This is a genomic window from Pseudomonas sp. 32A, from assembly GCF_052682255.1.
Genome location: NZ_JBQYLY010000001.1, coordinates 3,410,129 through 3,434,645 on the forward strand (window position 1 = coordinate 3,410,129; position 24,517 = coordinate 3,434,645).

Below are 24,517 nucleotides of genomic sequence, written 5' to 3' on the forward strand. Positions count from 1 at the left end.
CACATTGACCCAGTTCCTTCAGAAGGGGTCACCCCAGGTTCTTGCCTAGCAGCGCATGATAGAGCTCGCTGTCACCCAGAATCCCCACCACCTTGTTGTCGTCCTGCAGCACCAGCTTGTTGCCTGTCTGGTACCGAATCTGCAACGCATCGCGCATTCCGATATTGGAATCCACCAGCGTCGGCATCCGCCCCAAACCTTCCACCGCTTGCCCCGGTGCCCAGTTCTGCAAGTTCAGCACCGCGCCGTTCTGCCGCGCACCCTTGATGGTGTTGCCTTCCGCCAGGTCCAGCCACGAGTCACCACCCGGGTCCAGGCTGATGGAGCCGTTGACGTGGGTGCAGTTGTCCACCGTGCGCATCAGGCTGCGGCCACACAGTACATTCAGCGGGTTGGTGTGGGCCACGAAGGTCCGCACATAGTCATCCGCCGGGTTCAGCACGATCTCTTCCGGCACGCTGTACTGGATGATCCGCCCGTCTTTCATGATCGCGATGCGGCTGCCGAGTTTCAGCGCCTCATCCAGGTCGTGGCTCACAAATACGATGGTCTTGCTCAGCTTGCGTTGCAGCTCCAGCAACTCATCCTGCAAACCCTGGCGGATCAGCGGGTCGAGTGCGGAGAAGGGTTCGTCCATCAGCAGGATATCGGCGTCCATCGCCAACGCGCGGGCGAGGCCGACACGTTGCTGCATGCCGCCGGAAAGCTCGTCGGGCTTCTTGTTGCGCCACTGCGACAGGCCCACCAGTTCCAGCTTGTCGTCCACCAGCTTGCGCCGCTCTTTCTCCGGGCGGCCCTGCATCTCCAGGCCGAAGCTGATGTTTTCGCGCACCGTCAGCCAAGGCATCAGGGCGAATTTCTGGAAGACCATGGCGATGCGCTGGGTGCGCATCATTTTCAGCTCGGCGGGGGTGCAGGACGCGATGTCGATCTGCCGACCTTCATGCTCCACAAACAGCTTGCCGCGGCTGACGGTGTTCAAGCCATTGATGCAGCGCAGCAAGCTCGACTTGCCCGAGCCGGACAGGCCCATCAGCACGCAGATCTCGCCTTTCTCGACATCCAGGCTGGCGTTTTCAACGCCGACAATCTGCCCGGTCTTTTTCAGGATCTCGTTGCGCGTCATGCCCTGGTCCAGCAGCTTGAGCGCCTCGCGTGGGTCTTTGGAGAAGATCACGTCGACATTTTCGAATCGGATAATGCTCATGCATCACCCCCTACTTTGGCGTCGGGTTGTTTGCAGATGCGGTCGAGCATGATGGCCAGCAGTACGATCGCCAGGCCCGCTTCAAAGCCCAGGGCGATGTCGGCGGTGTTCAGTGCGTTGACCACCGGCTTGCCGAGGCCGTCGGCGCCCACCAGGGCTGCGATAACCACCATCGACAACGACAGCATGATGCATTGGGTAATGCCGGCGGCGATGCTCGGCATGGCGTGGGGCAGTTCAATCCGCGAGAGCAACTGACGGCGCGAGCAGCCAAAGGCCTTGCCAGCGTCCATCAATTCTTGCGGGACATCACGGATACCCAGGTAAGTCAGACGGATAGGCGCGGCAATCGCAAACACCACCGTGGAAATCAGCCCGGGCACCACACCCAGCCCGAAGAGGGTCAGGGTAGGGATGAGGTAGACGAAGGTCGGTACGGTCTGCATCAGATCGAGCACCGGCCGCATCAGGGTGTAGAACATCGGTTTGTGCGCGGCAACGATGCCCAGCGGCACGCCGATCACCACGCAGACCAGGGTGGCGAACAGCACCTGCGCCAGGGTCTCCATGGTTTCCTGCCAGTACCCAAGATTCAGGATCAGCAGGAAGGAGGCGATGACAAACACCGTCAGGCCCCATTTGCGTTGAATGAAGTGAGCGAGCAGCGCAATCAGACCGATCAATGCCAGTGGATTGAACCAGGTCAGCGCGAACGTCACGCCGTGGATCATCGTTTCCAGGGTCGATGCGATTGCGTCGAAGTAGGCGGCCCCGTGTTGGGTCAACCATTCAACGAAGGCAGCGATGTACTGGCCTAGCGGGATTTTATGTTCAGTCAGCATGGTAGTGAATGTCCACATGCGAAGAGGAAAAACATCCCGGGCCAGCGTACCGGCCCGGGGTCAGCGGTTACTTGGCGAGGTAAGCTTTGACGGCCTCCAATCCTGGTTTGCCATCGACCGTGGTGACACCGGCGAGCCAGGTGTCGAGCACTTGCGGGTTCTTCTTCAGCCACGCCTTGGCGGCGGCGTCAGGCTTCATTTTGTCGTCCAGGACGTTACCCATCAGGGTGCTTTCCATGTTCAGGGTGAACGACAGGTTTTTCAGCAACTGGCCTACGTTGCTGCATTCCTGGGTGTAGCCCTTGCGGACGTTGGTGTAGATGGTGGCCTGGCCGTAGTTGGGGCCGAATGAATCATCACCCCCGGTCAGGTACTTCATCTTGAAGCGGGTGTTCATCGGGTGCGGTTCCCAGCCGAGGAACACGATGGCCTGGTCGCGTTTGGTGGCGCGTTCCACCTGAGAGAGCATTCCGGCTTCGCTGGATTCAACCACTTTGAAACCTGCGGTTTTCAGGCCGAAAGCGTCTTTGTCGATAAGGGTCTGGATGGTGCGGTTGCCGTCGTTGCCCGGCTCGATGCCGTAGATCTTGCCGCCCAGCTCGTCCTTGAATTTGACGATGTCGGCGAAGTCTTTCAGGCCCTTGTTGTACAGCGCTTCCGGTACGGCCAGGGTGTACTTGGCGTTTTCCAGGTTGGCGCGCACGGTTTCCACGGTGCCGGCATCACGGTACTGCTTGATGTCGTTTTCCATGGTCGGCATCCAGTTGCCGAGGAAGATGTCCATGTTCTTGCCATCGGCCAGGGACTTGTAGGTCACTGGTACGGAAATCATCGTGGTGCGGGGTTTGTAGCCGAGGCCCTTGAGAACTTCGCTGGTGGTGGCGGTGGTGACGGTGATGTCGGTCCAGCCGACATCGGAGAAGTTGACGGTCTGGCATTGCGCCGGTTCTGCAGCGTGAGCCAGGACTGGCAGACTCAGCATGGCGGCCAACAACAACGACGGTGAACCTTTCATGGGGGTGGACTCCTGGTGTTTTTCTGGCGGCAATAACACCGCGCTTATAGGTGTTGCGGTTGGGCGTGCGGCACAGCTCTGCCACGCAACTGTGCAAACGAGTCGAGACTGATCATGTACCAGTGAAAATCTGACGCCTACAGGGGGCGTCGTATCCAGTACAGGGATGGTCGTATCCAGTGTCGGTGACGTCGCTTACAGATTTTTTCAACGGCAAAACTGCACTTTTTACCGATCTGAACCGCAAAAAACGGCCAAAACGTCGCCTTCCACAACAGCGGCGCTGATGAGCATGGGTACGTCGGTGTGAGACGCCGTGAGCGCCAACAAAAGCTTGATGATGGCCGCATCTGGGCGGATTGCGACATGAGCGTAGCAGCTCCGTCACCAGGCGTTATGTGCGCCTGGCCTGTGCTCATCGAGGAGTTTCACGTCAATGGCTATCAGCGTTTTCGACCTGTTCAAGATCGGCATTGGGCCTTCGAGTTCTCACACCGTCGGCCCCATGCGCGCCGCGGCGTTGTTCGTTCAAGGATTACGTGAACGTGATGTGTTGGAACAAGTCAGGCGCGTCGAAGTTCAGCTGTTTGGCTCCTTATCGGCCACCGGCATCGGCCACGGCAGTGATAACGCCGTGATCATGGGCCTGATGGGCGAGTGGCCCGACGCGATCGATCCGTCGCAGATCGGCATCCGCATCGAAACCCTGCGCGAGACCCACACACTGCTGCTGGACGGACATTTGCCGGTGCCTTTCTTATGGGCACGGGACATGCGCCTGATCGACGAAAACCTGCCGTTCCACCCCAATGCCATGACCCTGGTGGTGTTCGGTGATAACGGCGAGCTGCACCGCGACACCTACTACTCGGTGGGCGGCGGATTTGTGGTGGATGAAGCCCAGGCCACCAGCGGCGTGGCGGACATGGACCGCACCGAATTGCCCTATGATTTTTCCAGTGCGGTGGAGTTGCTGCAGCTGTGCAAGACCCACAACCTGCGGGTCGCTGAATTGATGTTGGCGAACGAAAAAACCTGGCGCTCGGAAGACGAGATCCGCAGCGGCCTGATGAAGCTGTGGCGTGCCATGCAGGATTGCGTGGAGCAAGGCCTCAAGCACGAAGGCATTCTTCCCGGCGGCCTCAATGTAAGGCGGCGTGCAGCCAAGTTGCACCGCAGCTTGCAGGAGCTGGGCAAGCCGAATGTGATCGGCTCGACCTTGAGCGCGATGGAATGGGTCAACCTGTTCGCCCTGGCGGTGAATGAAGAAAACGCCGCCGGCGGGCGCATGGTCACGGCACCGACCAACGGTGCGGCGGGGATCATCCCGGCGGTGCTGCACTACTTCATGAAGTTCAGCGAAGAGGTGACCGAGGCCAACGTCGTCGACTATTTCCTCGGCGCGGCGGCGGTGGGCATCCTGTGTAAAAAGAACGCGTCGATTTCGGGTGCCGAAGTCGGTTGCCAGGGTGAAGTCGGTTCGGCGTGCGCCATGGCGGCGGCGGGGCTGGCGGAAATCCTCGGTGCTACACCGGAGCAATTGTGCAACGCGGCGGAGATCGGCCTGGAACACAACCTCGGCCTGACCTGCGACCCGGTAGGCGGCCTGGTGCAGGTGCCGTGCATCGAGCGTAATGCGATTGCAGCGGTGAAGGCGATCAACGCGGCACAGATGGCGCTGCGGGGTGATGGCCAGCACTTCATCTCCCTGGACCGGGTGATCCGCACCATGCGGGATACCGGGGCGGATATGCATGACAAGTACAAGGAAACATCGCGGGGTGGGTTGGCGGTGAGTGCGGTGGAGTGTTGAAGTAAGTCCCCCCTGTAGGAGCGAGCTTGCTCGCGAAGGTCGTGAACGATAACGCGCTCATCCTGAATCAGCGCGGCGCTCTCAGGTTTTTCGCGAGCAAGAACTAGGCGTCCCCCTCGCTCCTACATTGAGCATCACCAACTCTTCACGCCACCTTTTAGCGCGTCGTAATTAGATAAGTAGCTCCCGAACGATTTCCCGCCATGACCCTCTGTCACCCGTGCGTGTGGTGACAGACTTTTCCTACGTCGATTCTCTCCCTTCCCACAAGTGCTACCGAACTGCTCACACACATTGAGCCTGCGTCCTTTAACGCCTTTTTCGGGTCATATTTCCCCTGCACGCTCGGGCTTATATAGACGCGTCAGGAGGTCGTTTTCAGGAGTTATTGAATACGTATTCAATTTTAGGCATGGCATTTGCTCTATCAATACAAAGCCTCTCGCCATAGGAATTTCCTTAAGGCGATGAGCGCAATAACAAGAGCCTCGCCTGAGGCCATCACCCGCTTTGTGTGAGGAGATACCGCGATGACGTCGTTCAACTCAGGGGCTCAAACCCAGAACCGTGCGCCTCAATCCATCGGCTTTTTGCTGCTGGACAATTTCACGCTGATTTCCCTGGCCTCCGCAGTCGAACCCCTGCGCATGGCCAACCAACTCTCCGGCCGCGAGCTGTATCGCTGGACGACGTTGAGTGTGGACGGAAACCAGGTGTGGGCCAGCGACGGTCTGCAAATCACCCCCGATGCCTCCATGCACAAAGCCCCGGCCCTGGACACTGTGATCGTCTGCGGCGGTGTGGGTATTCAGCGCACCGTGACCCGTGAACACGTGTCGTGGCTGCAAAGCCAGGCGCGCCAGTCCCGTCGCCTTGGCGCCGTGTGCACCGGCAGCTGGGCCCTGGCCTGCGCCGGCCTGCTGGACGGTTTTGATTGCAGCGTGCACTGGGAATGCCTGGCGTCGATGCAGGAAGCTTTCCCTCGCGTGGCCATGAGCACGCGCCTGTTCACCCTCGACCGCAACCGCTTCACCAGCTCCGGCGGCACCGCGCCGCTGGACATGATGCTGCACCTGATCAGCCGCGACCACGGCCGTGAATTGTCGGCGGCGATCTCCGAGATGTTTGTGTACGAACGCATCCGCAACGAACAGGATCACCAGCGTGTGCCGCTCAAGCACATGCTCGGCACCAACCAGCCGAAACTGCAGGAAATCGTCGCGCTGATGGAAGCCAACCTGGAAGAGCCGATCGACCTCGATGAACTGGCGGTGTACGTCGCGGTTTCCCGGCGTCAGCTGGAGCGGCTGTTCCAGAAATACCTGCACTGTTCGCCGTCGCGCTACTACCTCAAGCTGCGCCTGATCCGTGCGCGGCAGTTGCTCAAGCAAACGCCGATGTCGATCATCGAAGTGGCGTCGGTGTGCGGTTTTGTTTCCACGCCGCACTTCTCCAAGTGCTACCGCGAATACTTCGGCATTCCGCCGCGGGATGAGCGTGTGGGTTCCAACACCACGCAGCAGGTGGCGATGATGCCGATTCCGCAAGCGCTGGTGTTGTCACCGTTGTCCGGGCCGTTGTCGGCGTTGAGCCAGGCCAGGAATGAGTCGACTTTCGCCAGTGTAAGGCTCTAACACCACCAGAGCTTTTGTGGCGAGGGAGCTTGCTCCCGCTGGGCTGCGCAGCGGCCCCAAAATCTTTGGGAGCGCTTCGCACTCCAGCGGGAGCAAGCTCCCTCGCCACAAGGTATGTGTTCAGGCGCCAGAGTTCTGCCGAAACTGCACCAAAGCCGGCAACAACTGCTTATCGATCGCCTGCCTCACCGCCGGCAAGATCGTCGCGCTGCCGGTGTACATCTGCTCAACCATGTTCTTCAGCGCCTTGGCCCGCGCTTCACTCAAACCGCGCACCGCACACTCACACGCCTGCTCGGCGGTAGCGCCGCTGGACACTTCGAAACCCAACGACCGCAGTTGGCCCAGCAGGTCATCCTGGTCAATCAAATCCGCGTGCATCATGACGTTTATCCTTGTTAGTGGAGCGGGGGATTGAGGTCGATTCTGGTAGGCCATCACCGAGTCGGCAAGGCCTGAATTCGCGAATGTCCGGCACACCTATGAACAGGTCGTTTTCGGCTAACTCGCAAGAGAGGGGAGTGTGCACACTGGAATCCAGCCAGCAGCTTGAAGGTTTGGTCACCCTCGGGATGCGCAGCTCACACAAAGCACTCTGCCCCGATCCTGTCACGGCTTGATCGGGGCTTTTTTTTGGCTGGGTTTTGTGGGGTTGCAACTGGCCTCATCGCAGGCAAGCCAGCTCCCACCTTGAAAGTGTTCACAAATCAAAATGTGGGAGCTGGCTTGCCTGCGATAGCGGTCTACCGCTGCAACACCAGTATCCGGGACAACAACTCATCCCTATCGACATAGCAGCCCTGGAAATGCCGGGCACCGGACGCCGGATCAAACGCATTGCGCGCATGCAAGGTGCGGCGGTTATCGAAGCACCACAGCTCGCCCGGATTCAGGCGTTTGACCAGCCGAAAACGCTCCTCCCGGGTCATCGCAATAAACCGCCGATAGGCGCGATACAGCAAGGGCATCTGCTCTGCCGGCGCCTCAAACGGCCCGCGCAGAAAGTTGGCCATGCGAATCTCGGCGACTTCACCCAGAGCATCCAGCGCAATGATCGGCGCCAGCCGGCGATAGTCGCTGTGACGGTCCTTGTTGCGAAATTCCACGGGGATCTCGCACAGCGCGCGAAAGGCTTCGGGGTCTTCATCGCGCAATGCCCGGGCGATGGCAAAACCATCGACAAAAATACTCTCGCCACCGTCGGCGTCGTTCACCAGGCAATGCAAAAATTGCAGTCCCGGTTGCAGCTCGCGAGTGGGCAAGTCGCTGTGCAGCGGCAGGTTGAAAGCGGTGTAGGCGTTGCTGTCGGCATCGGCCTTGGATTGCACGTTGAACAACACGCCGAAGTTGCTCTCGCGAATGAACGAAATGCGCTTGGCGATCAGTGCCAGGGAGCCAGGTTCGGTGGGCACGCCACGCACTTGCGTAAGGCCGCTGTCACGCAGGGCCAGCAACCATTGCAGCAGGGCTTTCGGGTCTTCCATCAGAGCCGCATAGTCGAAGACGGGCAGCTCGAAACTACGGTCCCACAGTCTGGATTTCGGCTTGGCCGCCCGGCGTTCAGCGCGGGACTCATCGTCGTAGGCGTGCGCACGCAGCCAGCCGGGATCGTACTTGCTGCGATGCCCGCCACTCCATTCAACCGTCAGCAAACCCTGGTCGATACGCGCGCTGACAGCCGTGAGGTTTTCGTCCACATCGACGATTTCCAGCACCTGCTCACGGGTCACGCTGTAGACGCAGATCGGGCAGGGGCAGTTGTCCCGCAGCCACTGGTGATGGAACGGGCTGACCCGCCCATCGGCCCATTGCACACTGAGGTGGTCGTTGTGCACCTGAACCTCGGCCAGGTCGCTGATCAGTGGGTAAGTACGGAAGTCGGCAACAGCAGCGGCGGTTTGCATGGCGATTCCTTATTTTTGGGGTGGCAGTCCAATCACGCGGCCGAGCAGGGCGGGCTTCGGCAGGTCGGTCTGTTCGGCACTGATGCTTGCAAGCTTGCCCAGCACCGCCTCGCTGAACGGCGCCGAATGCGGGCCGGCGAGGTCGACGTGGAGCAACATTTGCTCGTTGCCGGCCAGCTCCTTTTCGTCGCCCACCAGATGCAGGCTGTGATACAGGTGCAGGCGCTTGCGGTCGTGGGCAATGAGCTGGGTGCGCACTTCGACCTCGGCGCCCAGCTTCACTTCGTGCAGGTAGTTGAGGTGCAACTCCAGGGTGAACAGCGAGTTGCCGCTGGCTTCGCGGTTTTCGCTGTCCAGGCCCAGGGTGTCCATCAGCGCATCGGTGGCGTAGCTGAAGATCAGCAGGTAGAACGCATCGCGCAGGTGGCCGTTGTAGTCGACCCACTCGGGGAGGATTTTGGTGGTGTAGCCAGTGAGTGCGGGCATGGTTGATTTTCCAGTGGTGATCGTTCCCACGCTCTGCGTGGGAACGCCTCCTGTGACGCTCTGCGTCACGCGTTGGGACGCAGAGCGTCCTGGGCTGCATTCCCACGCAGAGCGTGGGAACGATCTTTACAGCGGTTATTCGGCGAAGGTCATACCGTGTTTTTCCTTGGTCGTCTTCACCGCCTCCAGCACCGCCAGCAGGCAATCATCACGATAGCGCTCCAGGGCCGAAATGCTGTGTTTGCCCAACTGATCGCTGGTGCCGTCCACCACGTCGTCAATCAACTTGTCGGTCAGTTCCGGGGCCGGCAAATAGGTCCACGGCAACTGCAACGCCGGGCCGAACTGCGCCATGAAGTGCCGCATCCCGGCATCACCGCCGGCCAGCGTATAGGTCAGGAACGTCCCCATGAACGACCAGCGCAAACCGGCGCCAAAGCGAATCGCGTCGTCAATTTCGCCGGTGGTTGCCACGCCATCATTCACCAGGTGCAACGCCTCACGCCACAAGGCTTCCAGCAGTCGGTCAGCGATAAACCCAGGCACTTCCTTACGCACATGCAACGGGCGCATGCCGAGGGATTCATACACCTTGATCGCTGCCTGAATGGCTTCTGGTGCGGTGTTCTTTCCGCCAACCACCTCAACCAATGGCAACAGGTAAACCGGGTTGAATGGATGGCCAACCACGCAGCGTTCCGGGTGCGTGGAACCTTCATAAAATTCGCTCGGCAACAGCCCCGAAGTACTCGAGCCAATCAAGGCATTCGGCTTGGCCGCCGCGCTGATCTTGCTGTGCAATTCCAGCTTCAATTCCAGGCGTTCCGGGGCACTTTCCTGGATGAAGTCGGCGTCTTTCACGCACTCTTCAATCGTTGCCACGAAGCGCAGGCGATCTTGGGAGGCGCCGGGTGCAAGGCCTTGTTTCTCGAGTGCGCCCCAGGCATTCGCGACACGTTTGCGCAGGGCCGCCTCGGCACCAGGCGCCGGGTCCCAGGCCACCACATCCAGGCCGTGAGCCAGGGCGCGGGATACCCAGCCGCTGCCGATAACGCCGCTGCCCAGCGCTGCGAAGGTTTTGATTTCAGTGATAAAGCTCATGGCAAATTCCTAAAGAGTTCGGTGATTCTGTGTGAGAGCCAAGATCAAAATGTGGGAGCGGGCTTGCTCGCGAAAGCGGTGGATCAGCCACCGAATGCATCAACTGACACACCTCTTTCGCGAGCAAGCCCGCTCCCACATTTGATTCGGTTCCTGCTGGGAGTCGTGCGGTGCGCCTTAGCCGCGCTTGGTCAGGCCCATCTTCACGCGGCCTTCAGCCGGGGTCATGACCCGCGCACCCAGGCGGCTGAGGATTTCGCTGGCGCGTTCCACCAGTTGGCCGTTGGTCGCCAGCACGCCCTTGTCCAGCCACAGGTTGTCTTCCAGGCCGACCCGCACGTTGCCGCCCAGCAGTACCGCTTGGGCCGCCATCGGCATCTGCATGCGACCAATCCCGAAACCGGCCCACACCGCGTCTGCCGGCAGGTTGTCGACCATCGCCTTCATGGTGGTGGTGTCGGCCGGGGCGCCCCACGGGATGCCCAGGCACAGCTGGAACAGCGGGTTGTCGAGCAAGCCTTCCTTGATCATCTGCTTGGCGAACCACAGGTGACCGGTGTCGAAAATTTCCAGCTCGGCTTTTACGCCCAGCTCTTGAATACGTTTAGCGCCAGCCCGCAGCTGGGCCGGGGTGGAGACGTAAATGGTGTCGCCATCGCCGAAGTTCAGGGTGCCGCAATCGAGGGTGCAGATTTCCGGCAGTAGCTCTTCCACGTGGGCCAGGCGGGTCAGCGGGCCCACCAGGTCGGTGTTGGGGCCGAACTCCATGGGGTTCTCGCCGCCACCGATTTCCAGGTCGCCACCCATGCCGGCGGTGAGGTTGACGATGATGTCGACGTCCGCCTCGCGGATGCGCTCCATCACTTCGCGGTACAGCGCGACGTCGCGGCTGAACTTGCCGGTTTCGGGGTCACGTACGTGGCAATGCACCACGGTGGCACCGGCCTTGGCAGCTTCTACTGCGGCGGCGGCGATTTGTTTGGGGGTGACCGGCACGTGAGGGCTTCTGGCGGTCGTGTCGCCAGCACCGGTGAGTGCGCAGGTGATGATGACGTCGTGGTTCATGGGGCAGGTTCCTTACAGGCGTGATTTTCAGGCGTAGTCATACCGTTCGCAGCCAGGAGTGGCTGCGAAACGGTGATTCAAGACAGGTTATTTGCTGGTCAATTGCAGGTTGGCCGCGGCGGGTTTGCCGTCGAAGGTGGTCACGCCTTCCAGCCAGCGCTGCTGGTCTTGCGGGTGATCCTTGAGCCATTGCTTGGCCGATTCGAAAGCGTCCTTGTGATCCAGCAGCGGCTGCATCATCCGGCTCTCGTCGGCGGCGGTGAAGGTCAGGTTGCTGAGCAACTTGTGCACGTTGGGGCATTGCTCGGCGTAGGTCGGCGAGGTGACGGACCACACGGTGGCCATGCCTTCGTTCGGGCCCAGAGCATCATCGCTGCCGGTGAGATAAGTCATCGCCACGTTGACGTTCATCGGGTGCGGCGCCCAGCCGAAGAACACCACGGCTTCCTTGCGGCGCACGGCGCGGTCGACGGCGGCGAGCATGCCGGCCTCGCTGGATTCCACCAGTTGGAACTTGCCGAGACCGAACTGATTCTTGGCGATCATCGCCTTGATCTGGGTGTTGGCGCCCGAGCCTGGTTCAATGCCGTAGATCTTGCCGCCCAGTTCTTTTTCAAACTTGGCGATGTCGGCGAAGGTCTTCAGGCCCTTGTCGGCCAGGTAAGTCGGCACCGCCAACGTAGCGCGGGCGTCTTCCAGCGACGGTTTGTCGAGCACCTTGACCTGCTTGGCCTCGACAAACGGGGTGATGGTCTGGGTCATCAACGGGTTCCAGTAGCCCAGGAACATGTCCAGGCGCTGGTCGCGGATCCCGGCAAAGATGATTTGCTGGGACGCGCTGGTCTGTTTGGTCTTGTAGCCGAGGCCATCGAGCAACACTTGAGTCATGGCGCTGGTGGCGATTACGTCGGTCCAGTTCACCACGCCCATGCGCACGTTCTGGCAAGAAGCCGCATCGGCTGCCATGACGTTGGTGCTCAAAATGGCGCTGGCGCTGAGTGCGAGCACGCAGCGGCTGATCAGTCGGTTCATGGTGGTTCCCTCGGCAGGTTGTTATTGTGGGTTCCGGCGTCTTTGTGCACCGTGCGATCAAGTTACGCAGCTTGCAGTGCGACAAAACGCACGGCGGCGACCAGCTCTTGCACTGCAGCGACCTGCCCCCTTGAATGACCGAATGAACTGGCGTATCACAGTGACCACGCTGTCCGTCCTACGAGAGCGCTCCATGTCCCAGGATTTCTACTTTCTGCTGATGCCGGGCTTCTCCGCCATCGGCTTTATTTCCGCGATCGAACCTTTACGTGTCGCCAATCGTTTTCGTGGCGAGCTGTACCGCTGGCACGTCTTGAGCGCCGACGGCGGCGCGGTGCTGGCGAGCAATGGCATGTCGGTCAACGCCGACGCCGCGCTGGAGCCGCTGAAGAAAGGCTCGACCTTATTGGTGGTGGCCGGCTTCGAACCGCTGAAGTTCGCCACGCCGGCACTGGAGCACTGGCTGCGCCGACTCGATCACGACGGCGTGACCCTCGGCGCCATCGACACCGGGGCTTGCGTCCTCGCAGAAGCCGGCCTGCTCGACGGCCACCGCCTGACCTTGCACTGGGAAGCCATCGACGCCTTCAAGGAGTCTTATCCACAGCTGACAGTGACCCAGGAGCTGTTCGAGATCGACCGCCGGCGCATCACCTCGGCGGGCGGCACCGCCTCCATCGACCTGATGCTGGACCTGATCAGCCAGGCCCACGGGCCCGAATTGGCGATCCAGGTGTCCGAACAGTTCGTGCTCGGCCGCATCCGCCCGCGCAAAGATCACCAACGCATGCAAATCGCCACGCGCTACGGCATCAACAACAAGAAGTTGGTGCAGGTGATTGGCGAGATGGAACAGCACACCGAGCCGCCGCTGAGCACCTTGGCGCTGGCGGAGGCGATCAAGGTCACGCGGCGGCAGTTGGAGCGACTGTTTCGGCTGCACCTGAACGACACGCCGAGCAATTTCTACCTGGGCTTGCGCCTGGAGAAGGCCCGGCAGCTATTGCGCCAGAGCGACCTGAGTGTGCTGGAAGTGAGTATTGCGTGCGGGTTTGAGTCGCCGTCGTATTTCACCCGCAGTTACCGGGCAAGGTTTGCCAAGTGCCCAAGGGAGGATCGGCGGCGGGAAGCGGTATGAACACCGCTCCCGAGAACAACAGAGATCAAATGTGGGAGCTGGCTTGCCTGCGATAGCGGTCTTTCAGTGCCGAATGTACTGTCTGATACACCGCTATCGCAGGCAAGCCAGCTCCCACAGTAGATATGTGGTGTGGCTTACTTCTTCATCAGGGCTGAACACGCGGCCTTGTAAGCCTCATGCTGATACTTGTTCAGCGTCGCCGGCAGGGCAAAGTCGTGTTTCTTGTTCTGCGCATTGATGGTCTGCGGCGACAGCAGCGTCACTTCAACGCCCTCCAGCAACTGAAAAACACCTTCAATCTTGAACGTGGTCGGGCCACCGGCGAATTCGCCTTTCTTGCTGCGCTTCTTGATCGCGATCCGAGTGATCGCGTTTTCCTGCACAAACGCACTCACCTGAGCGGCAAAGGCTTTGACATTGGCCGCCTCATCATCGTCTTCAAGGGCGATTTTCTTGGTGGCCAGGGCAACGTGGCCCAATGCCTGACCGTCGAGCGAGGCGACAGCGATAATGGCTTCGCTGCCTTTGATTTCGATGCCGCAGATTGTCATGAATAGCCTTGGTGCTGAGTAAAGAGTGGACGGGATTGTCGCTTATTCCTGGCCAATCGACTCCAAAAACTCCGACCGTTCATCACTCATCCGCGCCAGGCAATCATTCTGCTGGATCGCATATGCCTTGCTGCCCGCCACTGCCGGGAAGGTATCTACAGCGCAATCCGCATCACGTAACTTTTCCCACTTCTGCTGGGCATCCTTCAGACGAGCGGTAATGTCCGCCAGCTGCGTCTTGTTGCTGCCATAGGTCGAACCCATGCGTTCCAGCAAGCCCTGGTAGTTATCCTTGAGCAGTTGCTCGGCGGTGGTTTTGTTATAGGTGGCGCATTCCAGGGTTTGCTTGTCGTTCTCGATGCCATCGCAAGGCGTGTTATCGGTGTCTTCAGCCGCGTGTACGCCGGTTGCGATGAGTGCCAAAGCCAGGAAAATCGATTTCATTGCGCCGTCTCATATCAGTTGATAAGCAAATTCTGGCTTAAGCGTAAGACAAAGAACAGACACCCGTCAGAGATGTCATGTTGGCCTTTGTCGCGGATTGACGCTTTCGGCAATTCCCTTGTCGTTTTTGCACCCGGCTCCTTCTGCCCCGGGGCATATGCTGGCCCCAAAGCGCCGGCAGACGATTCGGCGCATGAATCGCCAATAAGGGGACGCCTGATGAGCCCAGCCGAATTGCACGCCGACAGCATCGTTATCGACGGGCTGATCATTGCCAAGTGGAACCGCGACCTGTTCGAAGACATGCGCAAGGGTGGCCTCACAGCGGCCAACTGCACGGTGTCGGTATGGGAAGGGTTCCAGGCCACCATTAACAATATCGTGGCCAGCCAGACCCTGATTCGCGAAAACAGCGACCTGGTGATCCCGGTGAAAACCACCGCCGATATCCGTCGCGCCAAGGAGCAAGGCAAGACCGGCATCATCTTCGGCTTCCAGAACGCCCACGCCTTTGAAGACCAGCTCGGCTACGTCGAGATCTTCAAGCAGCTCGGGGTTGGCGTGGTGCAGATGTGCTACAACACCCAGAACCTGGTGGGCACCGGCTGCTATGAGCGTGACGGCGGCCTGTCGGGCTTCGGTCGCGAGGTCGTCGCCGAGATGAACCGCGTCGGCATCATGTGCGACCTGTCCCACGTCGGCTCCAAAACCAGCGAAGAAGTCATCCTCGAATCGAAAAAGCCGGTGTGCTACTCCCACTGCCTGCCGTCGGGCCTGAAAGAGCACCCGCGTAACAAGTCCGATGAAGAGCTGAAGTTCATCGCCGACCACGGCGGCTTTGTCGGCGTGACCATGTTTGCGCCGTTCCTCGCCAAGGGCATCGACTCGACCATCGACGACTACGCCGAAGCCATCGAATACACCATGAACATCGTGGGCGAAGACGCCATCGGCATCGGCACCGACTTCACCCAGGGCCATGGCCAGGATTTCTTCGAAATGCTGACCCACGACAAGGGCTACGCCCGCCGCCTGACCAGCTTCGGCAAGATCATCAACCCGCTGGGCATCCGCACCGTGGGCGAGTTCCCCAACCTGACCGAGACCCTGCTCAAGCGCGGCCATCCCGAGCGCGTGGTGCGCAAGATCATGGGCGAGAACTGGGTCAACGTCTTGAAGGACGTTTGGGGCGAATAAGCCACCACTCACGCATCTTTTCCCCCAACCTTATGCGTCGGGGGCTTACCAAAGAATTTTCCGGAGTTAAGTTTCCATGGCCAAGATCGCCCCTCAATTGCCTATCGAAGTCGACAGCGAAACCGGTGTCTGGACGTCCGACGCCTTGCCGATGCTGTACGTGCCGCGCCATTTCTTCGTCAACAACCACATGGGGATCGAAGAAGTCCTGGGCGCCGACGCCTACGCCGAGATCCTCTACAAGGCCGGCTACAAATCCGCCTGGCACTGGTGTGAAAAAGAAGCTGAATGCCACGGCCTGGAAGGCGTCGCGGTGTTCGAGCACTACATGAAGCGCCTGTCGCAGCGCGGTTGGGGCCTGTTCAAGATCCAGGACATCGACCTCGATAAAGGCACGGCCAGCGTCAAGCTCGAGCACTCGGCATTCGTCTACGTGTACGGCAAGGTCGGGCGCAAGGTCGACTACATGTTCACCGGCTGGTTTGCCGGTGCGATGGACCAGATTCTCGAAGCCCGCGGCAGCAAGATCCGCACCATTGCGCAACAGGTCTACGGCGGCTCCGAAGAGGGCCACGACGACGGCCTGTTCACCGTCAAGCCGTTGTAAGTCGAGGACCCAGCCATGGCTTTCGAAGCAATGTTTGCGCCGATCCAGATCGGCAAACTGACCATCCGCAACCGCGTGCTCAGTACCGCCCACGCCGAGGTGTATGCCACCGACGGCGGGATGACCACCGACCGCTATGTGAAGTACTACGAAGAGAAAGCCAAGGGCGGCATTGGCCTGGCGATCTGTGGCGGTTCCTCGGTGGTCGCCATCGACAGCCCCCAGGAATGGTGGAGTTCGGTGAACCTGTCCACCGACCGCATCATCCCGCACTTCCAGAACCTGGCCGACGCCATGCACAAGCATGGCGCCAAGATCATGATCCAGATTACCCACATGGGCCGTCGTTCGCGTTGGGATGGCTTTAACTGGCCGACCCTGATGTCGCCGTCCGGCGTGCGTGAACCGGTGCACCGTGCCACCTGCAAGACCATCGAGCCAGAAGAGATCTGGCGTGTGATCGGCAACTACGCCAGCGCCGCCAAGCGCGCCAAGGCGGGTGGCCTGGACGGTGTGGAGCTGTCCGCCGTGCACCAGCACATGATCGACCAGTTCTGGAGCCCACGGGTCAACAAACGTACCGACGAATGGGGTGGTACCTTCGAAGGCCGCATGAAGTTCGGCCTGGAAGTGTTGAAAGCGGTGCGCGCCGAGGTCGGTGACGACTTCTGCGTGGGCATGCGCCTGTGCGGCGATGAGTTCCATCCGGACGGCCTGTCCCACGAGGACATGAAGCAGATTGCCAAGTACTACGACGACACCGGCATGCTCGATTTCATCGGCGTCGTCGGCTCGGGCTGCGACACCCACAATACCCTGGCCAACGTTATCCCCAACATGAGTTATCCACCGGAGCCGTTCCTGCACCTGGCGGCCGGTATCAAGGAAGTGGTCAAGGTCCCGGTGCTGCACGCACAGAACATCAAGGACCCGAACCAGGCCACACGCATCCTTGAAGGCGGCTACGTGGACATGGTCGGCATGACCCGCGCCCACATCGCCGACCCGCACCTGATCGCCAAGATCAAGATGGGCCAGATCGACCAGATCAAACAGTGCGTGGGCGCCAACTACTGCATCGACCGTCAGTACCAAGGGCTGGACGTGCTGTGCATCCAGAACGCCGCCACTTCCCGTGAATACATGGGCGTGCCGCACATCATCGAAAAATCCACCGGGCCGAAACGCAAAGTCGTGGTGGTAGGTGCCGGCCCGGCCGGGATGGAAGCTGCGCGGGTTGCTGCTGAACGCGGCCACGACGTGACGCTGTTCGAGAAAAAAGAATTTATCGGCGGGCAAATCACGACCGCTTCCAAGGCGCCGCAGCGCGACCAGATTGCCGGGATCACTCGCTGGTTCCAGCTGGAACTGGCACGCCTGAACGTCGACCTGCGCCTGGGCGTGGCGGCAGACGCGGCCACCATCCTGGACCTGCGTCCGGACGTGGTGGTGCTGGCGGTGGGCGGTCATCCGTTCGTGGAACAGAACGAACACTGGGGCGCGGCTGAAGGCCTGGTGGTCAGCAGTTGGGACGTGCTCGACGGCAAGGTGGCGCCGGGCAAGAACGTGCTGGTGTACGACACCATCTGCGAATTCACCGGTATGTCGGTGGCGGATTTCCTTGCAGACAAGGGTTGCCAGGTGGAAATCGTCACCGACGACATCAAGCCGGGCGTGGCCATCGGCGGTACGTCGTTCCCGACGTACTACCGCAGCATGTACCCGAAGGAAGTGATCATGACCGGCGACATGATGCTGGAAAAGGTCTACCGCGAAGGCGACAAGCTGGTGGCGGTGCTGGAGAACGAATACACCGGGGCCAAAGAGGAACGGGTGGTCGATCAGGTGGTGGTCGAGAACGGCGTGCGTCCGGATGAAGAGATCTACTACGGGCTCAAGGAAGGTTCGCGCAACAAGGGCCAGATAGACGTCGAAGCCTTGTTCGCGATCAAGCCGCAGCCGTGCCTGAGCGAGCCGGGTGAGGGGTACTTGCTGTTCCGCATCGGTGACTGCGTGGCCCAGCGTAATACCCACGCTGCCATCTATGACGCCCTGCGCCTGTGCAAGGATTTCTGATCCGCCTGATCGTTCCCACGCTCTGCGTGGGAATGCCGCCCTGGACGCTCCGCGTCCGCTCTTAGGTCGTGACGCAGAGCGTCACAGGATGCATCCCCACGCAGAGCGTGGGGACGATCATTGACCCCGAGGTCTTTGGGAGCTTCACCATGCTGAACACCCTTCTTCCCATCCTGCTCTTCGCCGCCCTGGGCCTTGCCGTCCTCGGCGCCTTGCGCCGGGTGAACATGTGGCGCCGCGGCCGCTCCTCCAAAGTCGACCTGATCGGCGGCCTGCTGGCCATGCCCAAGCGCTACATGGTCGACCTGCACCACGTGGTCGCCCGCGACAAATACATCGCCAACACCCACGTCGCCACCGCCCTGGGCTTCGTGCTCTCGGCGTTGCTGGCGATCCTGGTGCACGGTTTCGGCCTGCATAACCGCATCCTCGGCTACGCCTTGCTGCTGGCCTCGGTGCTGATGTTTGTCGGCGCCACGTTCGTCTACCTGCGTCGTCGCAATCCACCTGCGCGCCTGTCGAAAGGCCCGTGGATGCGCCTGCCGAAAAGCCTGATGGCGTTCTCGGTGAGTTTCTTCCTGGTGACCTTGCCGGTGGCCGGGATTCTGCCGGCGGACTTTGGCGGCTGGCTGCTCGCCGCGCTGCTGAGCCTGGGCGTGTTGTGGGGCGTGTCCGAAATGTTCTTCGGCATGACCTGGGGCGGCCCGATGAAACACGCCTTTGCCGGTGCCTTGCACCTGGCCTGGCACCGCCGCGCCGAGCGTTTCGGTGGTGGCCGTTCTACCGGTTTGAAGCCTCTGGACCTCGCCGATAAAACCGCGCCCCTGGGTGTGGAAAAGCCGGTGGATTTCACCTGGAACCAACTGCTCGGCTTCGACGCCTGCGTGCAGTGCGGTAAGTGCGAAGCCGCGTGCCCGGCGTTCGCCGCCGGCCAGCCGCTGAACCCGAAAAAACTCATCCAGGACATGGTGGTCGGCCTGGCCGGTGGCACCGACGCCAAGTTCGCCGGCAGCCCTTACCCTGGCAAAGCCATCGGCGAACACAGTGGCAACCCGCACCAGCCAATCGTCAACGGCCTGGTGGATGCGCAAACCCTGTGGTCCTGCACCACCTGTCGCGCTTGCGTGGAAGAGTGCCCGATGATGATCGAGCACGTGGACGCCATCGTCGACATGCGCCGTCACCTCACCCTGGAAAAAGGCGCGACCCCGAACAAAGGCGCCGAAGTCCTGGAAAACCTGATCGCCACCGACAACCCTGGCGGTTTTGCACCCGGCGGGCGGATGAACTGGGCGGCGGATTTGAACCTGCCCTTGCTCAGCGACAAAAAAACCGTCGACGTACTCTTTTGGGTCGGCGACGGCGCCTTCGACATGCGCAACCAGCGCACCCTGCGTTCGTTCGTCAAAGTCCTGAAAGCGGCCAAGGTCGACTTCGCCGTACTGGGCCTTGAAGAGCGCGACAGCGGCGACGTGGCCCGGCGTCTGGGCGATGAAGCCACCTTCCAGCTGCTGGCCGCGCGCAATATCCAGACCCTGGCCAAGTACAGCTTCAAGCGCATCGTCACCTGCGACCCCCACAGTTTCCACGTGCTGAAAAACGAATACGGCGCCTTCGATGGCAACTACCTCGTGCAGCACCACAGCACCTACATGGCCGAACTGATCGACGCCGGCGCCCTGAACCTGGGCCAGCACAAAGGCAACAGCGTGACCTATCACGACCCGTGCTACCTGGGCCGCTACAACGGCGAGTACGAAGCTCCGCGCCAAGTGCTGCGGGCGCTGGGGATCGAGGTCAAGGAAATGCAACGTTCCGGTTTCCGTTCCCGCTGCTGCGGCGGCGGTGGCGGGGCGCCGATCACCGACATTCCCGGCAAGCAGCGGATTCCCGACATGCGCATGGAAGACATCCGCGAAACCGGCGCCGAGCTGGTGGCCGTGGGGTGTCCACAGTGCACGGCAATGCTGGAAGGCGTGGTTGAGCCGCGTCCGTTGATCAAGGACATCGCCGAACTGGTGGCCGACGCGTTGCTCGAAGACGCCGCACCGGTCAAGACCCCGAAACGCGAACCTGCGGAGGTGCATTGATGAGCGACATTATCCGCCGCGACCCGCGGGCCGAATGGATCGCCCGTAACCGCCTGCACCCGCTGCACGCCGCCATGCAGCCGGTGCAACACAGCTGGATGGGGCCTAACGGCGTCATCCGCAAGAACGTGCATGGCGTCGGTTTTATCGGCCCCAACGGCATCAAGCGTATTGACCGCAGTGGTGCCCAGCAGGGCGGCGCGGCCAAGCGTACGGCAGCGGTGGAGGTGCAATTGCCGCTTCATCAGGTGGCAGCCCCTGCGTTCTACATCAACGTGGTGCCGGACATGGTCGGCGGTCGCCTGAGCAGCCACGACCGCGACTTGCTGGGCCTGGCCCGGCAACTGGCCGGCGACGACGGTGCGGTATTGGCCGTGGTGTTCGGCGAACACAAGGAAAACGCCTTCGCCACCGCCGGTGTGGATCGGTTGCTGGTGCTGGACGGGCATGAGTTCGAGGGTTATTCACCGGAGCAACGGGTCCAGGGCCTGCGGGCTGTGGATAACCAGTTCAACCCGCGCCACTGGTTGCTGCCGGACAGTCGCAGCGGTGGCGGGGAATTGGGCCGGCGCTTTGCCGCAAGCCTCAAGGAGCGCCCGGCCACGCGGGTCTGGCAGATCAAGGGCCAGGAATGTATTGGCCGTGCGGGTGCCGGCCAGCAAGACCTGGCCCGGCCACTGCCACGCATGATCCTGGCCGCGGCGGAATGCGCCGAGCCTGTCAGCGATACCCGTCACGAAGTGTTGCCGGTGGAGTTATCCACAAGCCTGGCCCGCAGCTTGCCGCGCATTGAGGATTTGGGCGCGGTGGCGGTCGATCCGGGAGCGATTCCCATGGCCGAAGCCGAGTTCATCTTCTCGGGCGGCAACGGGGTCAAGGACTGGGCACTGTTCCACCAGACGGCTGCCGCGTTGGGCGCCACGGAAGGCGCCTCGCGGGTGGCGGTGGATGACGGCTTCATGGCCCGGGATCGTCAGGTCGGCGCCAGCGGTACCTGGGTCACCGCGCGGGTTTACGTGGCGGTGGGGATTTCCGGGGCGATCCAGCACCTGCAAGGCATTGGTGCCTGCGACAAGGTGGTGGCCATCAACCTCGACCCGGGTTGCGACATGATCAAGCGTGCCGACTTGTCGGTGATCGGCGAAAGCGCCGCGATTCTGCAAGCCTTGATCGTTGCGGTCGAGGCCTACCGCAACGGCGCCAAGCGCGATGCGGCTTAAGGAAATGGCCATGACGACGAATGTAATCAGCCTGGTGTCCATCGGCGCCCACCCGACTTCAGGCCGCCCACGCCGCGCCGAGCAAGACGCGCGCGCTGTGGAACTGGGCCTGCAGCTGGCTGGGGATAACCTGCAAGTGCTGCACGCCGGCGACATCGCCGAACCGACCCTGCGCGCTTACCTGGGTATGGGCTTGCCGCAGTTGCACGTGCTTGAACAACCGGCCGGGGCGGACGCCTTGCCGGTGCTCGGCGACTATCTGCGGGACGCGGGCGCCCAGGTAGTGCTCACCGGCAGCCAGGCGGAAACCGGCGAAGGCTCGGGGATGTTGCCGTTCCTGCTGGCCGAACAACTGGGTTGGCCGCTGATTGTCGGCCTGGCCCAGGTGGAATCCATCGAAGGCGGCGTGGCCCATGTGCTGCAAGCCTTGCCTCGTGGCCAACGGCGGCGCCTGAAGGTGCGCCTGCCGTTTCTGGCCACGGTGGATAACGCCGCGCCCAAACCACGGCAGAGCGCCTATGGCCCGGCTCAGCGCGGGGTGCTGGAAGCCCACGACGTGCAGGTGCTGGACGATGAGTTATTCACAGGCGCTGTGCTGCAGCCGGCCAAGCCTCGACCCAAGCGCCTCAAGGTGATCAAGGCCAAGAGCGGCGCCGACCGGATGAAAGCCGCCACGGCCAAGGCCAGCGGCGGCGGTGGGCAAGTGCTCAAGGGTGTTAGCCCTGAGGCCGGTGCGGAAGCCATTCTCAAGTTGCTCATAGAAGAAGGTGTAGTGCGCTAAACCCTTGTAGGAGCGAGCTTGCTCGCGAAGAGCCCGAGGGCGCCGCGTTCATCCAGAAAGCGCACGTCATCGTTAACGACCTTCGCGAGCAAGCCCGCTCCCACACTGTTTGCGGCGATTGTGGCTTTACCCACAATCCCTGTTAACCCACCTGTGGATAACCTGTTCGCGGCTGTCCACACCCCATGCAAATCAAGCCCTCCAGTTCGCTGTACGAAAAACAACCAACCTAACTGACGGTTTTTCCTTGGGTTTTTCTGTGGATAAGGAAAACGCCCAGTACAGAGTTGCCCCCAAAGTCTGTTGGTGCTTCTGTGGATAAGATGTTCGCTATCCGCTGTAGGCCATATAACGCGTGGCTTACAGTGCGTTGGTTAAAATGTAACCAATATCGCCATTCCGGCTGAGTTTTGCTCTCAAAGCCGCGATTTTCCTCGGTTTAAGCCGGTTTTCCACAGATGGTCCAAAGTTGCCCCCAAAGTCTGTTGGCGCTTCTGTGGATAAGGTGTTTGCGTTCCTCTGTAGCCCATGCAGAACGTGGGTTTCAGGCTTTAGGTCAAAAAACGATCAATGTGGGATAAAACCGGTACCTTTGAATAAGTCACGGATTTTCTTGGTTTTATTTCGAAGGGAAAGCGCAGTTGCCCACAATTGCTGTGGGTGGCTTTGTGGATAAGTTGTTGGGCAATGGCTGGAAGGCAGGAAAGCAGGGTGCTGTTAGAGACCTGGCTGTTTTTTGTACAGTTCAGGTCCCTGTCAGTGTATGGCTTACTCGTGGACCGCTACACCTTTGAGATACGGCGCTGGCGCCGCCCCCAGGTTGCTCAGCATCCGCTCGCTGTACCAGTCCACAAAGTTGACCACACCAAACTCATACGTCTTGGAGTACGGCCCTGGCTGGTACGCGGTGGAGTTGATGCCGCGCTGGTTCTCTTCGGCCAGGCGACGGTCCTGGTCATTGGTGGCGTCCCACACTTTACGCATGCGCTCGACGTCGTAATCCACACCTTCCACGGCGTCCTTGTGCACGATCCACTTGGTGGTGACCATGGTTTCCTGGGCACTGATCGGCCACACGGTGAACACAATGATGTGGTCGCCCATGCAGTGGTTCCACGAGTGAGGCAGGTGCAGGATGCGCATCGAGCCCAGGTCCGGGTTCTTGATGCGGCCCATCAGCTTGTTGCAGCCTTGCTTGCCGTCGAGGGTCATCGACACGGTGCCTTTGAGCAGCGGCATGCGCACGATGCGGTTACGCAGGCCGAAGCTGGCGTGGGCGTAAGGGATCTTTTCGGCATCCCAGGCGGCGGCGGAAGCGGCCACGTGGTCCTTGAAGGCCTGGTCGGCCCGCGGGTCGGTGACGTCGTCCCATTCCAGCAGGGTTTTCAACAGTTCCGGGTGCGACGCGTTGCAGTGGTAGCACTCGCGGTTGTTTTCCAGCACCAGCTTCCAGTTGGCTTTTTCAAACAAGGTGGTCTGGATCGCCACCTTGGTGTTTTCCATGTCGTAGGGTTCCATGTAGTGGCTCAGGGTCGACAGGAAGTCGTCGATGGCCGGCGGGTTCTCCGACAGGCTGATAAAGATGTAGCCACCGGCGGTTTTCACGTTTACCGGTTTGAGGCCGTACTGCTTCATGTCGAAGTCGGCGCCCATTTCGGTACCGGCGAACAGCAGGCGGCCGTCCAGCTCGTATGTCCACTGGTGGTAATGGCACACCAGCTTGGCGACCTTGCCCTTGTCGCTGGTGCACAAGCGCGAACCGCGATGGCGGCACACGTTATGGAACGCATGCACCACGCCATCGGCGCCACGGATCACGATGATCGGGTTCTTGCCCACTTGCAGGGTGATGTAGTTGCCTTTGGCAGGGATCTCGCAGGTCATGCCGGCGATCAACCACTCTTTCTGGAAAATTTCCTGCATGTCGATATCGAACAGCCGCTCATCAGAGTAAAACGGCTGCGGCAGCGAAAAGGTGCGCTCGCGTTCTTGCAGCATTTGCGCAGTGGCCTTGCGTGCGGGTTCCAGCGGATCGCCCAAGCTTAAGGTTGCGGTGACGTCCATCGTGTGTGTCCTCATGGCCATTCTGTGTGGCCGGCGAATAGTGGCTGATCAGGTTTTGCAGCAAGGCGTAAAGAAAGCGTCTTTGTTGGGAGCGAGTGTGGGCCCCACAACGGTCAGAACCTTATCCATGAACGACATGGCCCACTCTGTTCCCGACGCGCAACCCCCGTGGTATGGGGGCTGGTCGCGATAAGTATGTGAATGTCGCAGATAGGTAAATGGGTGATTCGCGCGTTACGCAGAATCG

The 24,517-nt window shown here is 60.8% G+C and carries 21 protein-coding genes; 9 read left to right on the forward strand and 12 right to left on the reverse strand.

Features of this window, described 5'->3' with window-relative positions:
* Positions 1–28 precede the first annotated feature (28 nt).
* The 3 genes from choV to ACUN0G_RS15545 form a co-directional block, all read right to left on the reverse strand.
* Complete coding sequence (gene choV / locus ACUN0G_RS15535) at positions 29–1,207, reverse strand: choline ABC transporter ATP-binding protein (protein ID WP_258342561.1); 1,179 nt, start codon at positions 1,205–1,207, stop codon at positions 29–31.
* A complete protein-coding gene (gene choW, locus ACUN0G_RS15540; protein ID WP_003216909.1) occupies positions 1,204–2,049 on the reverse strand; it encodes a choline ABC transporter permease subunit in 846 nt (281 codons plus the stop codon). The genes choV and choW overlap by 4 nt, the downstream gene beginning before the upstream one ends.
* Positions 2,050–2,116: 67 nt before the next feature.
* Positions 2,117–3,064, reverse strand: coding sequence for a choline ABC transporter substrate-binding protein (locus tag ACUN0G_RS15545; RefSeq protein ID WP_017476446.1), 948 nt, complete (start codon positions 3,062–3,064; stop codon positions 2,117–2,119).
* A 436-nt stretch (positions 3,065–3,500) separates the two neighbouring features.
* Between ACUN0G_RS15545 and ACUN0G_RS15550 the strand changes: the two genes are divergently transcribed.
* Positions 3,501–4,877 carry an L-serine ammonia-lyase gene (locus ACUN0G_RS15550; RefSeq protein ID WP_258342560.1) on the forward strand — a complete coding sequence of 459 codons (1,377 nt, stop codon included), beginning with the start codon at positions 3,501–3,503 and terminating at the stop codon, positions 4,875–4,877.
* Between the two features lie 530 nt (positions 4,878–5,407).
* The gene (locus tag ACUN0G_RS15555; RefSeq protein ID WP_258342559.1) at positions 5,408–6,511 is read left to right on the forward strand and encodes a choline metabolism transcriptional regulator GbdR; all 1,104 of its coding nucleotides are present in this window, start codon (positions 5,408–5,410) and stop codon (positions 6,509–6,511) included.
* A 120-nt stretch (positions 6,512–6,631) separates the two neighbouring features.
* Here ACUN0G_RS15555 and ACUN0G_RS15560 read toward each other — a convergent pair whose 3' ends face one another.
* The 6 genes from ACUN0G_RS15560 to ACUN0G_RS15585 form a co-directional block, all read right to left on the reverse strand.
* Positions 6,632–6,895 carry a hypothetical protein gene (locus ACUN0G_RS15560; RefSeq protein ID WP_017476443.1) on the reverse strand — a complete coding sequence of 88 codons (264 nt, stop codon included), beginning with the start codon at positions 6,893–6,895 and terminating at the stop codon, positions 6,632–6,634.
* 359 nt (positions 6,896–7,254) lie between these two features.
* Positions 7,255–8,415: a gamma-butyrobetaine dioxygenase gene (locus ACUN0G_RS15565; RefSeq protein WP_445573775.1), complete on the reverse strand. Its 1,161-nt coding sequence runs from the start codon at positions 8,413–8,415 to the stop codon at positions 7,255–7,257.
* 9 nt (positions 8,416–8,424) lie between these two features.
* A complete protein-coding gene (locus ACUN0G_RS15570) occupies positions 8,425–8,901 on the reverse strand; it encodes a thioesterase family protein (protein WP_421526018.1) in 477 nt (158 codons plus the stop codon).
* Positions 8,902–9,036: 135 nt separating this feature from the next.
* Positions 9,037–10,002: an L-carnitine dehydrogenase gene (locus tag ACUN0G_RS15575; RefSeq protein ID WP_017476440.1), complete on the reverse strand. Its 966-nt coding sequence runs from the start codon at positions 10,000–10,002 to the stop codon at positions 9,037–9,039.
* A 177-nt stretch (positions 10,003–10,179) separates the two neighbouring features.
* On the reverse strand, positions 10,180–11,067 hold the full coding sequence (locus tag ACUN0G_RS15580; RefSeq protein ID WP_003216924.1) for a BKACE family enzyme: 888 nt from the start codon (positions 11,065–11,067) through the stop codon (positions 10,180–10,182).
* Positions 11,068–11,154: 87 nt separating this feature from the next.
* Positions 11,155–12,099, reverse strand: coding sequence for a choline ABC transporter substrate-binding protein (locus ACUN0G_RS15585; RefSeq protein ID WP_063026634.1), 945 nt, complete (start codon positions 12,097–12,099; stop codon positions 11,155–11,157).
* Between the two features lie 193 nt (positions 12,100–12,292).
* Between ACUN0G_RS15585 and ACUN0G_RS15590 the strand changes: the two genes are divergently transcribed.
* Positions 12,293–13,237 carry a GlxA family transcriptional regulator gene (locus tag ACUN0G_RS15590; RefSeq protein ID WP_003216927.1) on the forward strand — a complete coding sequence of 315 codons (945 nt, stop codon included), beginning with the start codon at positions 12,293–12,295 and terminating at the stop codon, positions 13,235–13,237.
* A gap of 137 nt (positions 13,238–13,374) precedes the next feature.
* Here ACUN0G_RS15590 and ACUN0G_RS15595 read toward each other — a convergent pair whose 3' ends face one another.
* Complete coding sequence (locus ACUN0G_RS15595; RefSeq protein ID WP_445573776.1) at positions 13,375–13,791, reverse strand: DUF3010 family protein; 417 nt, start codon at positions 13,789–13,791, stop codon at positions 13,375–13,377.
* Positions 13,792–13,833: 42 nt separating this feature from the next.
* Positions 13,834–14,235 carry a lysozyme inhibitor LprI family protein gene (locus ACUN0G_RS15600; protein ID WP_258342550.1) on the reverse strand — a complete coding sequence of 134 codons (402 nt, stop codon included), beginning with the start codon at positions 14,233–14,235 and terminating at the stop codon, positions 13,834–13,836.
* 219 nt (positions 14,236–14,454) lie between these two features.
* On the opposite strand from ACUN0G_RS15600, the gene ACUN0G_RS15605 reads away from it, so the two are divergent.
* The 6 genes from ACUN0G_RS15605 to etfB all read left to right on the forward strand — a co-directional run bounded on the left by ACUN0G_RS15605 (position 14,455) and on the right by etfB (position 22,206).
* Positions 14,455–15,432 carry a dipeptidase gene (locus tag ACUN0G_RS15605; protein ID WP_003216932.1) on the forward strand — a complete coding sequence of 326 codons (978 nt, stop codon included), beginning with the start codon at positions 14,455–14,457 and terminating at the stop codon, positions 15,430–15,432.
* A 76-nt stretch (positions 15,433–15,508) separates the two neighbouring features.
* Positions 15,509–16,039, forward strand: coding sequence for a DUF5943 domain-containing protein (locus tag ACUN0G_RS15610; protein ID WP_445573777.1), 531 nt, complete (start codon positions 15,509–15,511; stop codon positions 16,037–16,039).
* 15 nt (positions 16,040–16,054) lie between these two features.
* Complete coding sequence (gene dgcA / locus ACUN0G_RS15615; RefSeq protein ID WP_258342549.1) at positions 16,055–18,115, forward strand: dimethylglycine demethylation protein DgcA; 2,061 nt, start codon at positions 16,055–16,057, stop codon at positions 18,113–18,115.
* A gap of 149 nt (positions 18,116–18,264) precedes the next feature.
* Positions 18,265–20,205 (forward strand): dimethylglycine demethylation protein DgcB, encoded by a 1,941-nt coding sequence (dgcB, locus tag ACUN0G_RS15620; RefSeq protein WP_445573778.1) that lies wholly within the window; start codon positions 18,265–18,267, stop codon positions 20,203–20,205.
* Entirely contained in the window at positions 20,205–21,425 is a 1,221-nt protein-coding gene (gene etfA / locus ACUN0G_RS15625) for an electron transfer flavoprotein subunit alpha (protein WP_445573779.1), read from the forward strand. The genes dgcB and etfA overlap by 1 nt, the downstream gene beginning before the upstream one ends.
* A gap of 10 nt (positions 21,426–21,435) precedes the next feature.
* Positions 21,436–22,206 carry an electron transfer flavoprotein subunit beta gene (gene etfB / locus ACUN0G_RS15630; protein WP_421551465.1) on the forward strand — a complete coding sequence of 257 codons (771 nt, stop codon included), beginning with the start codon at positions 21,436–21,438 and terminating at the stop codon, positions 22,204–22,206.
* Positions 22,207–22,974: 768 nt separating this feature from the next.
* Here the strand turns inward: etfB and gbcA are convergent.
* Positions 22,975–24,270 (reverse strand): glycine-betaine demethylase subunit GbcA, encoded by a 1,296-nt coding sequence (gene gbcA / locus ACUN0G_RS15635; protein ID WP_003216945.1) that lies wholly within the window; start codon positions 24,268–24,270, stop codon positions 22,975–22,977.
* Positions 24,271–24,517: the final 247 nt, after the last annotated feature.

Bases quoted from the DNA above. Each gene is read 5' to 3' on its own strand.
- choV (WP_258342561.1), bottom strand. From the start codon at position 1,207: ATGAGCATTATCCGATTCGAAAATGTCGACGTGATCTTCTCCAAAGAC.
- choW (WP_003216909.1), bottom strand. From the start codon at position 2,049: ATGCTGACTGAACATAAAATCCCGCTAGGCCAGTACATCGCTGCCTTC.
- ACUN0G_RS15545 (WP_017476446.1), bottom strand. From the start codon at position 3,064: ATGAAAGGTTCACCGTCGTTGTTGTTGGCCGCCATGCTGAGTCTGCCA.
- ACUN0G_RS15550 (WP_258342560.1), top strand. From the start codon at position 3,501: ATGGCTATCAGCGTTTTCGACCTGTTCAAGATCGGCATTGGGCCTTCG.
- ACUN0G_RS15555 (WP_258342559.1), top strand. From the start codon at position 5,408: ATGACGTCGTTCAACTCAGGGGCTCAAACCCAGAACCGTGCGCCTCAA.
- ACUN0G_RS15560 (WP_017476443.1), bottom strand. From the start codon at position 6,895: ATGATGCACGCGGATTTGATTGACCAGGATGACCTGCTGGGCCAACTG.
- ACUN0G_RS15565 (WP_445573775.1), bottom strand. From the start codon at position 8,415: ATGCAAACCGCCGCTGCTGTTGCCGACTTCCGTACTTACCCACTGATC.
- ACUN0G_RS15570 (WP_421526018.1), bottom strand. From the start codon at position 8,901: ATGCCCGCACTCACTGGCTACACCACCAAAATCCTCCCCGAGTGGGTC.
- ACUN0G_RS15575 (WP_017476440.1), bottom strand. From the start codon at position 10,002: ATGAGCTTTATCACTGAAATCAAAACCTTCGCAGCGCTGGGCAGCGGC.
- ACUN0G_RS15580 (WP_003216924.1), bottom strand. From the start codon at position 11,067: ATGAACCACGACGTCATCATCACCTGCGCACTCACCGGTGCTGGCGAC.
- ACUN0G_RS15585 (WP_063026634.1), bottom strand. From the start codon at position 12,099: ATGAACCGACTGATCAGCCGCTGCGTGCTCGCACTCAGCGCCAGCGCC.
- ACUN0G_RS15590 (WP_003216927.1), top strand. From the start codon at position 12,293: ATGTCCCAGGATTTCTACTTTCTGCTGATGCCGGGCTTCTCCGCCATC.
- ACUN0G_RS15595 (WP_445573776.1), bottom strand. From the start codon at position 13,791: ATGACAATCTGCGGCATCGAAATCAAAGGCAGCGAAGCCATTATCGCT.
- ACUN0G_RS15600 (WP_258342550.1), bottom strand. From the start codon at position 14,235: ATGAAATCGATTTTCCTGGCTTTGGCACTCATCGCAACCGGCGTACAC.
- ACUN0G_RS15605 (WP_003216932.1), top strand. From the start codon at position 14,455: ATGAGCCCAGCCGAATTGCACGCCGACAGCATCGTTATCGACGGGCTG.
- ACUN0G_RS15610 (WP_445573777.1), top strand. From the start codon at position 15,509: ATGGCCAAGATCGCCCCTCAATTGCCTATCGAAGTCGACAGCGAAACC.
- dgcA (WP_258342549.1), top strand. From the start codon at position 16,055: ATGGCTTTCGAAGCAATGTTTGCGCCGATCCAGATCGGCAAACTGACC.
- dgcB (WP_445573778.1), top strand. From the start codon at position 18,265: ATGCTGAACACCCTTCTTCCCATCCTGCTCTTCGCCGCCCTGGGCCTT.
- etfA (WP_445573779.1), top strand. From the start codon at position 20,205: ATGAGCGACATTATCCGCCGCGACCCGCGGGCCGAATGGATCGCCCGT.
- etfB (WP_421551465.1), top strand. From the start codon at position 21,436: ATGACGACGAATGTAATCAGCCTGGTGTCCATCGGCGCCCACCCGACT.
- gbcA (WP_003216945.1), bottom strand. From the start codon at position 24,270: ATGGACGTCACCGCAACCTTAAGCTTGGGCGATCCGCTGGAACCCGCA.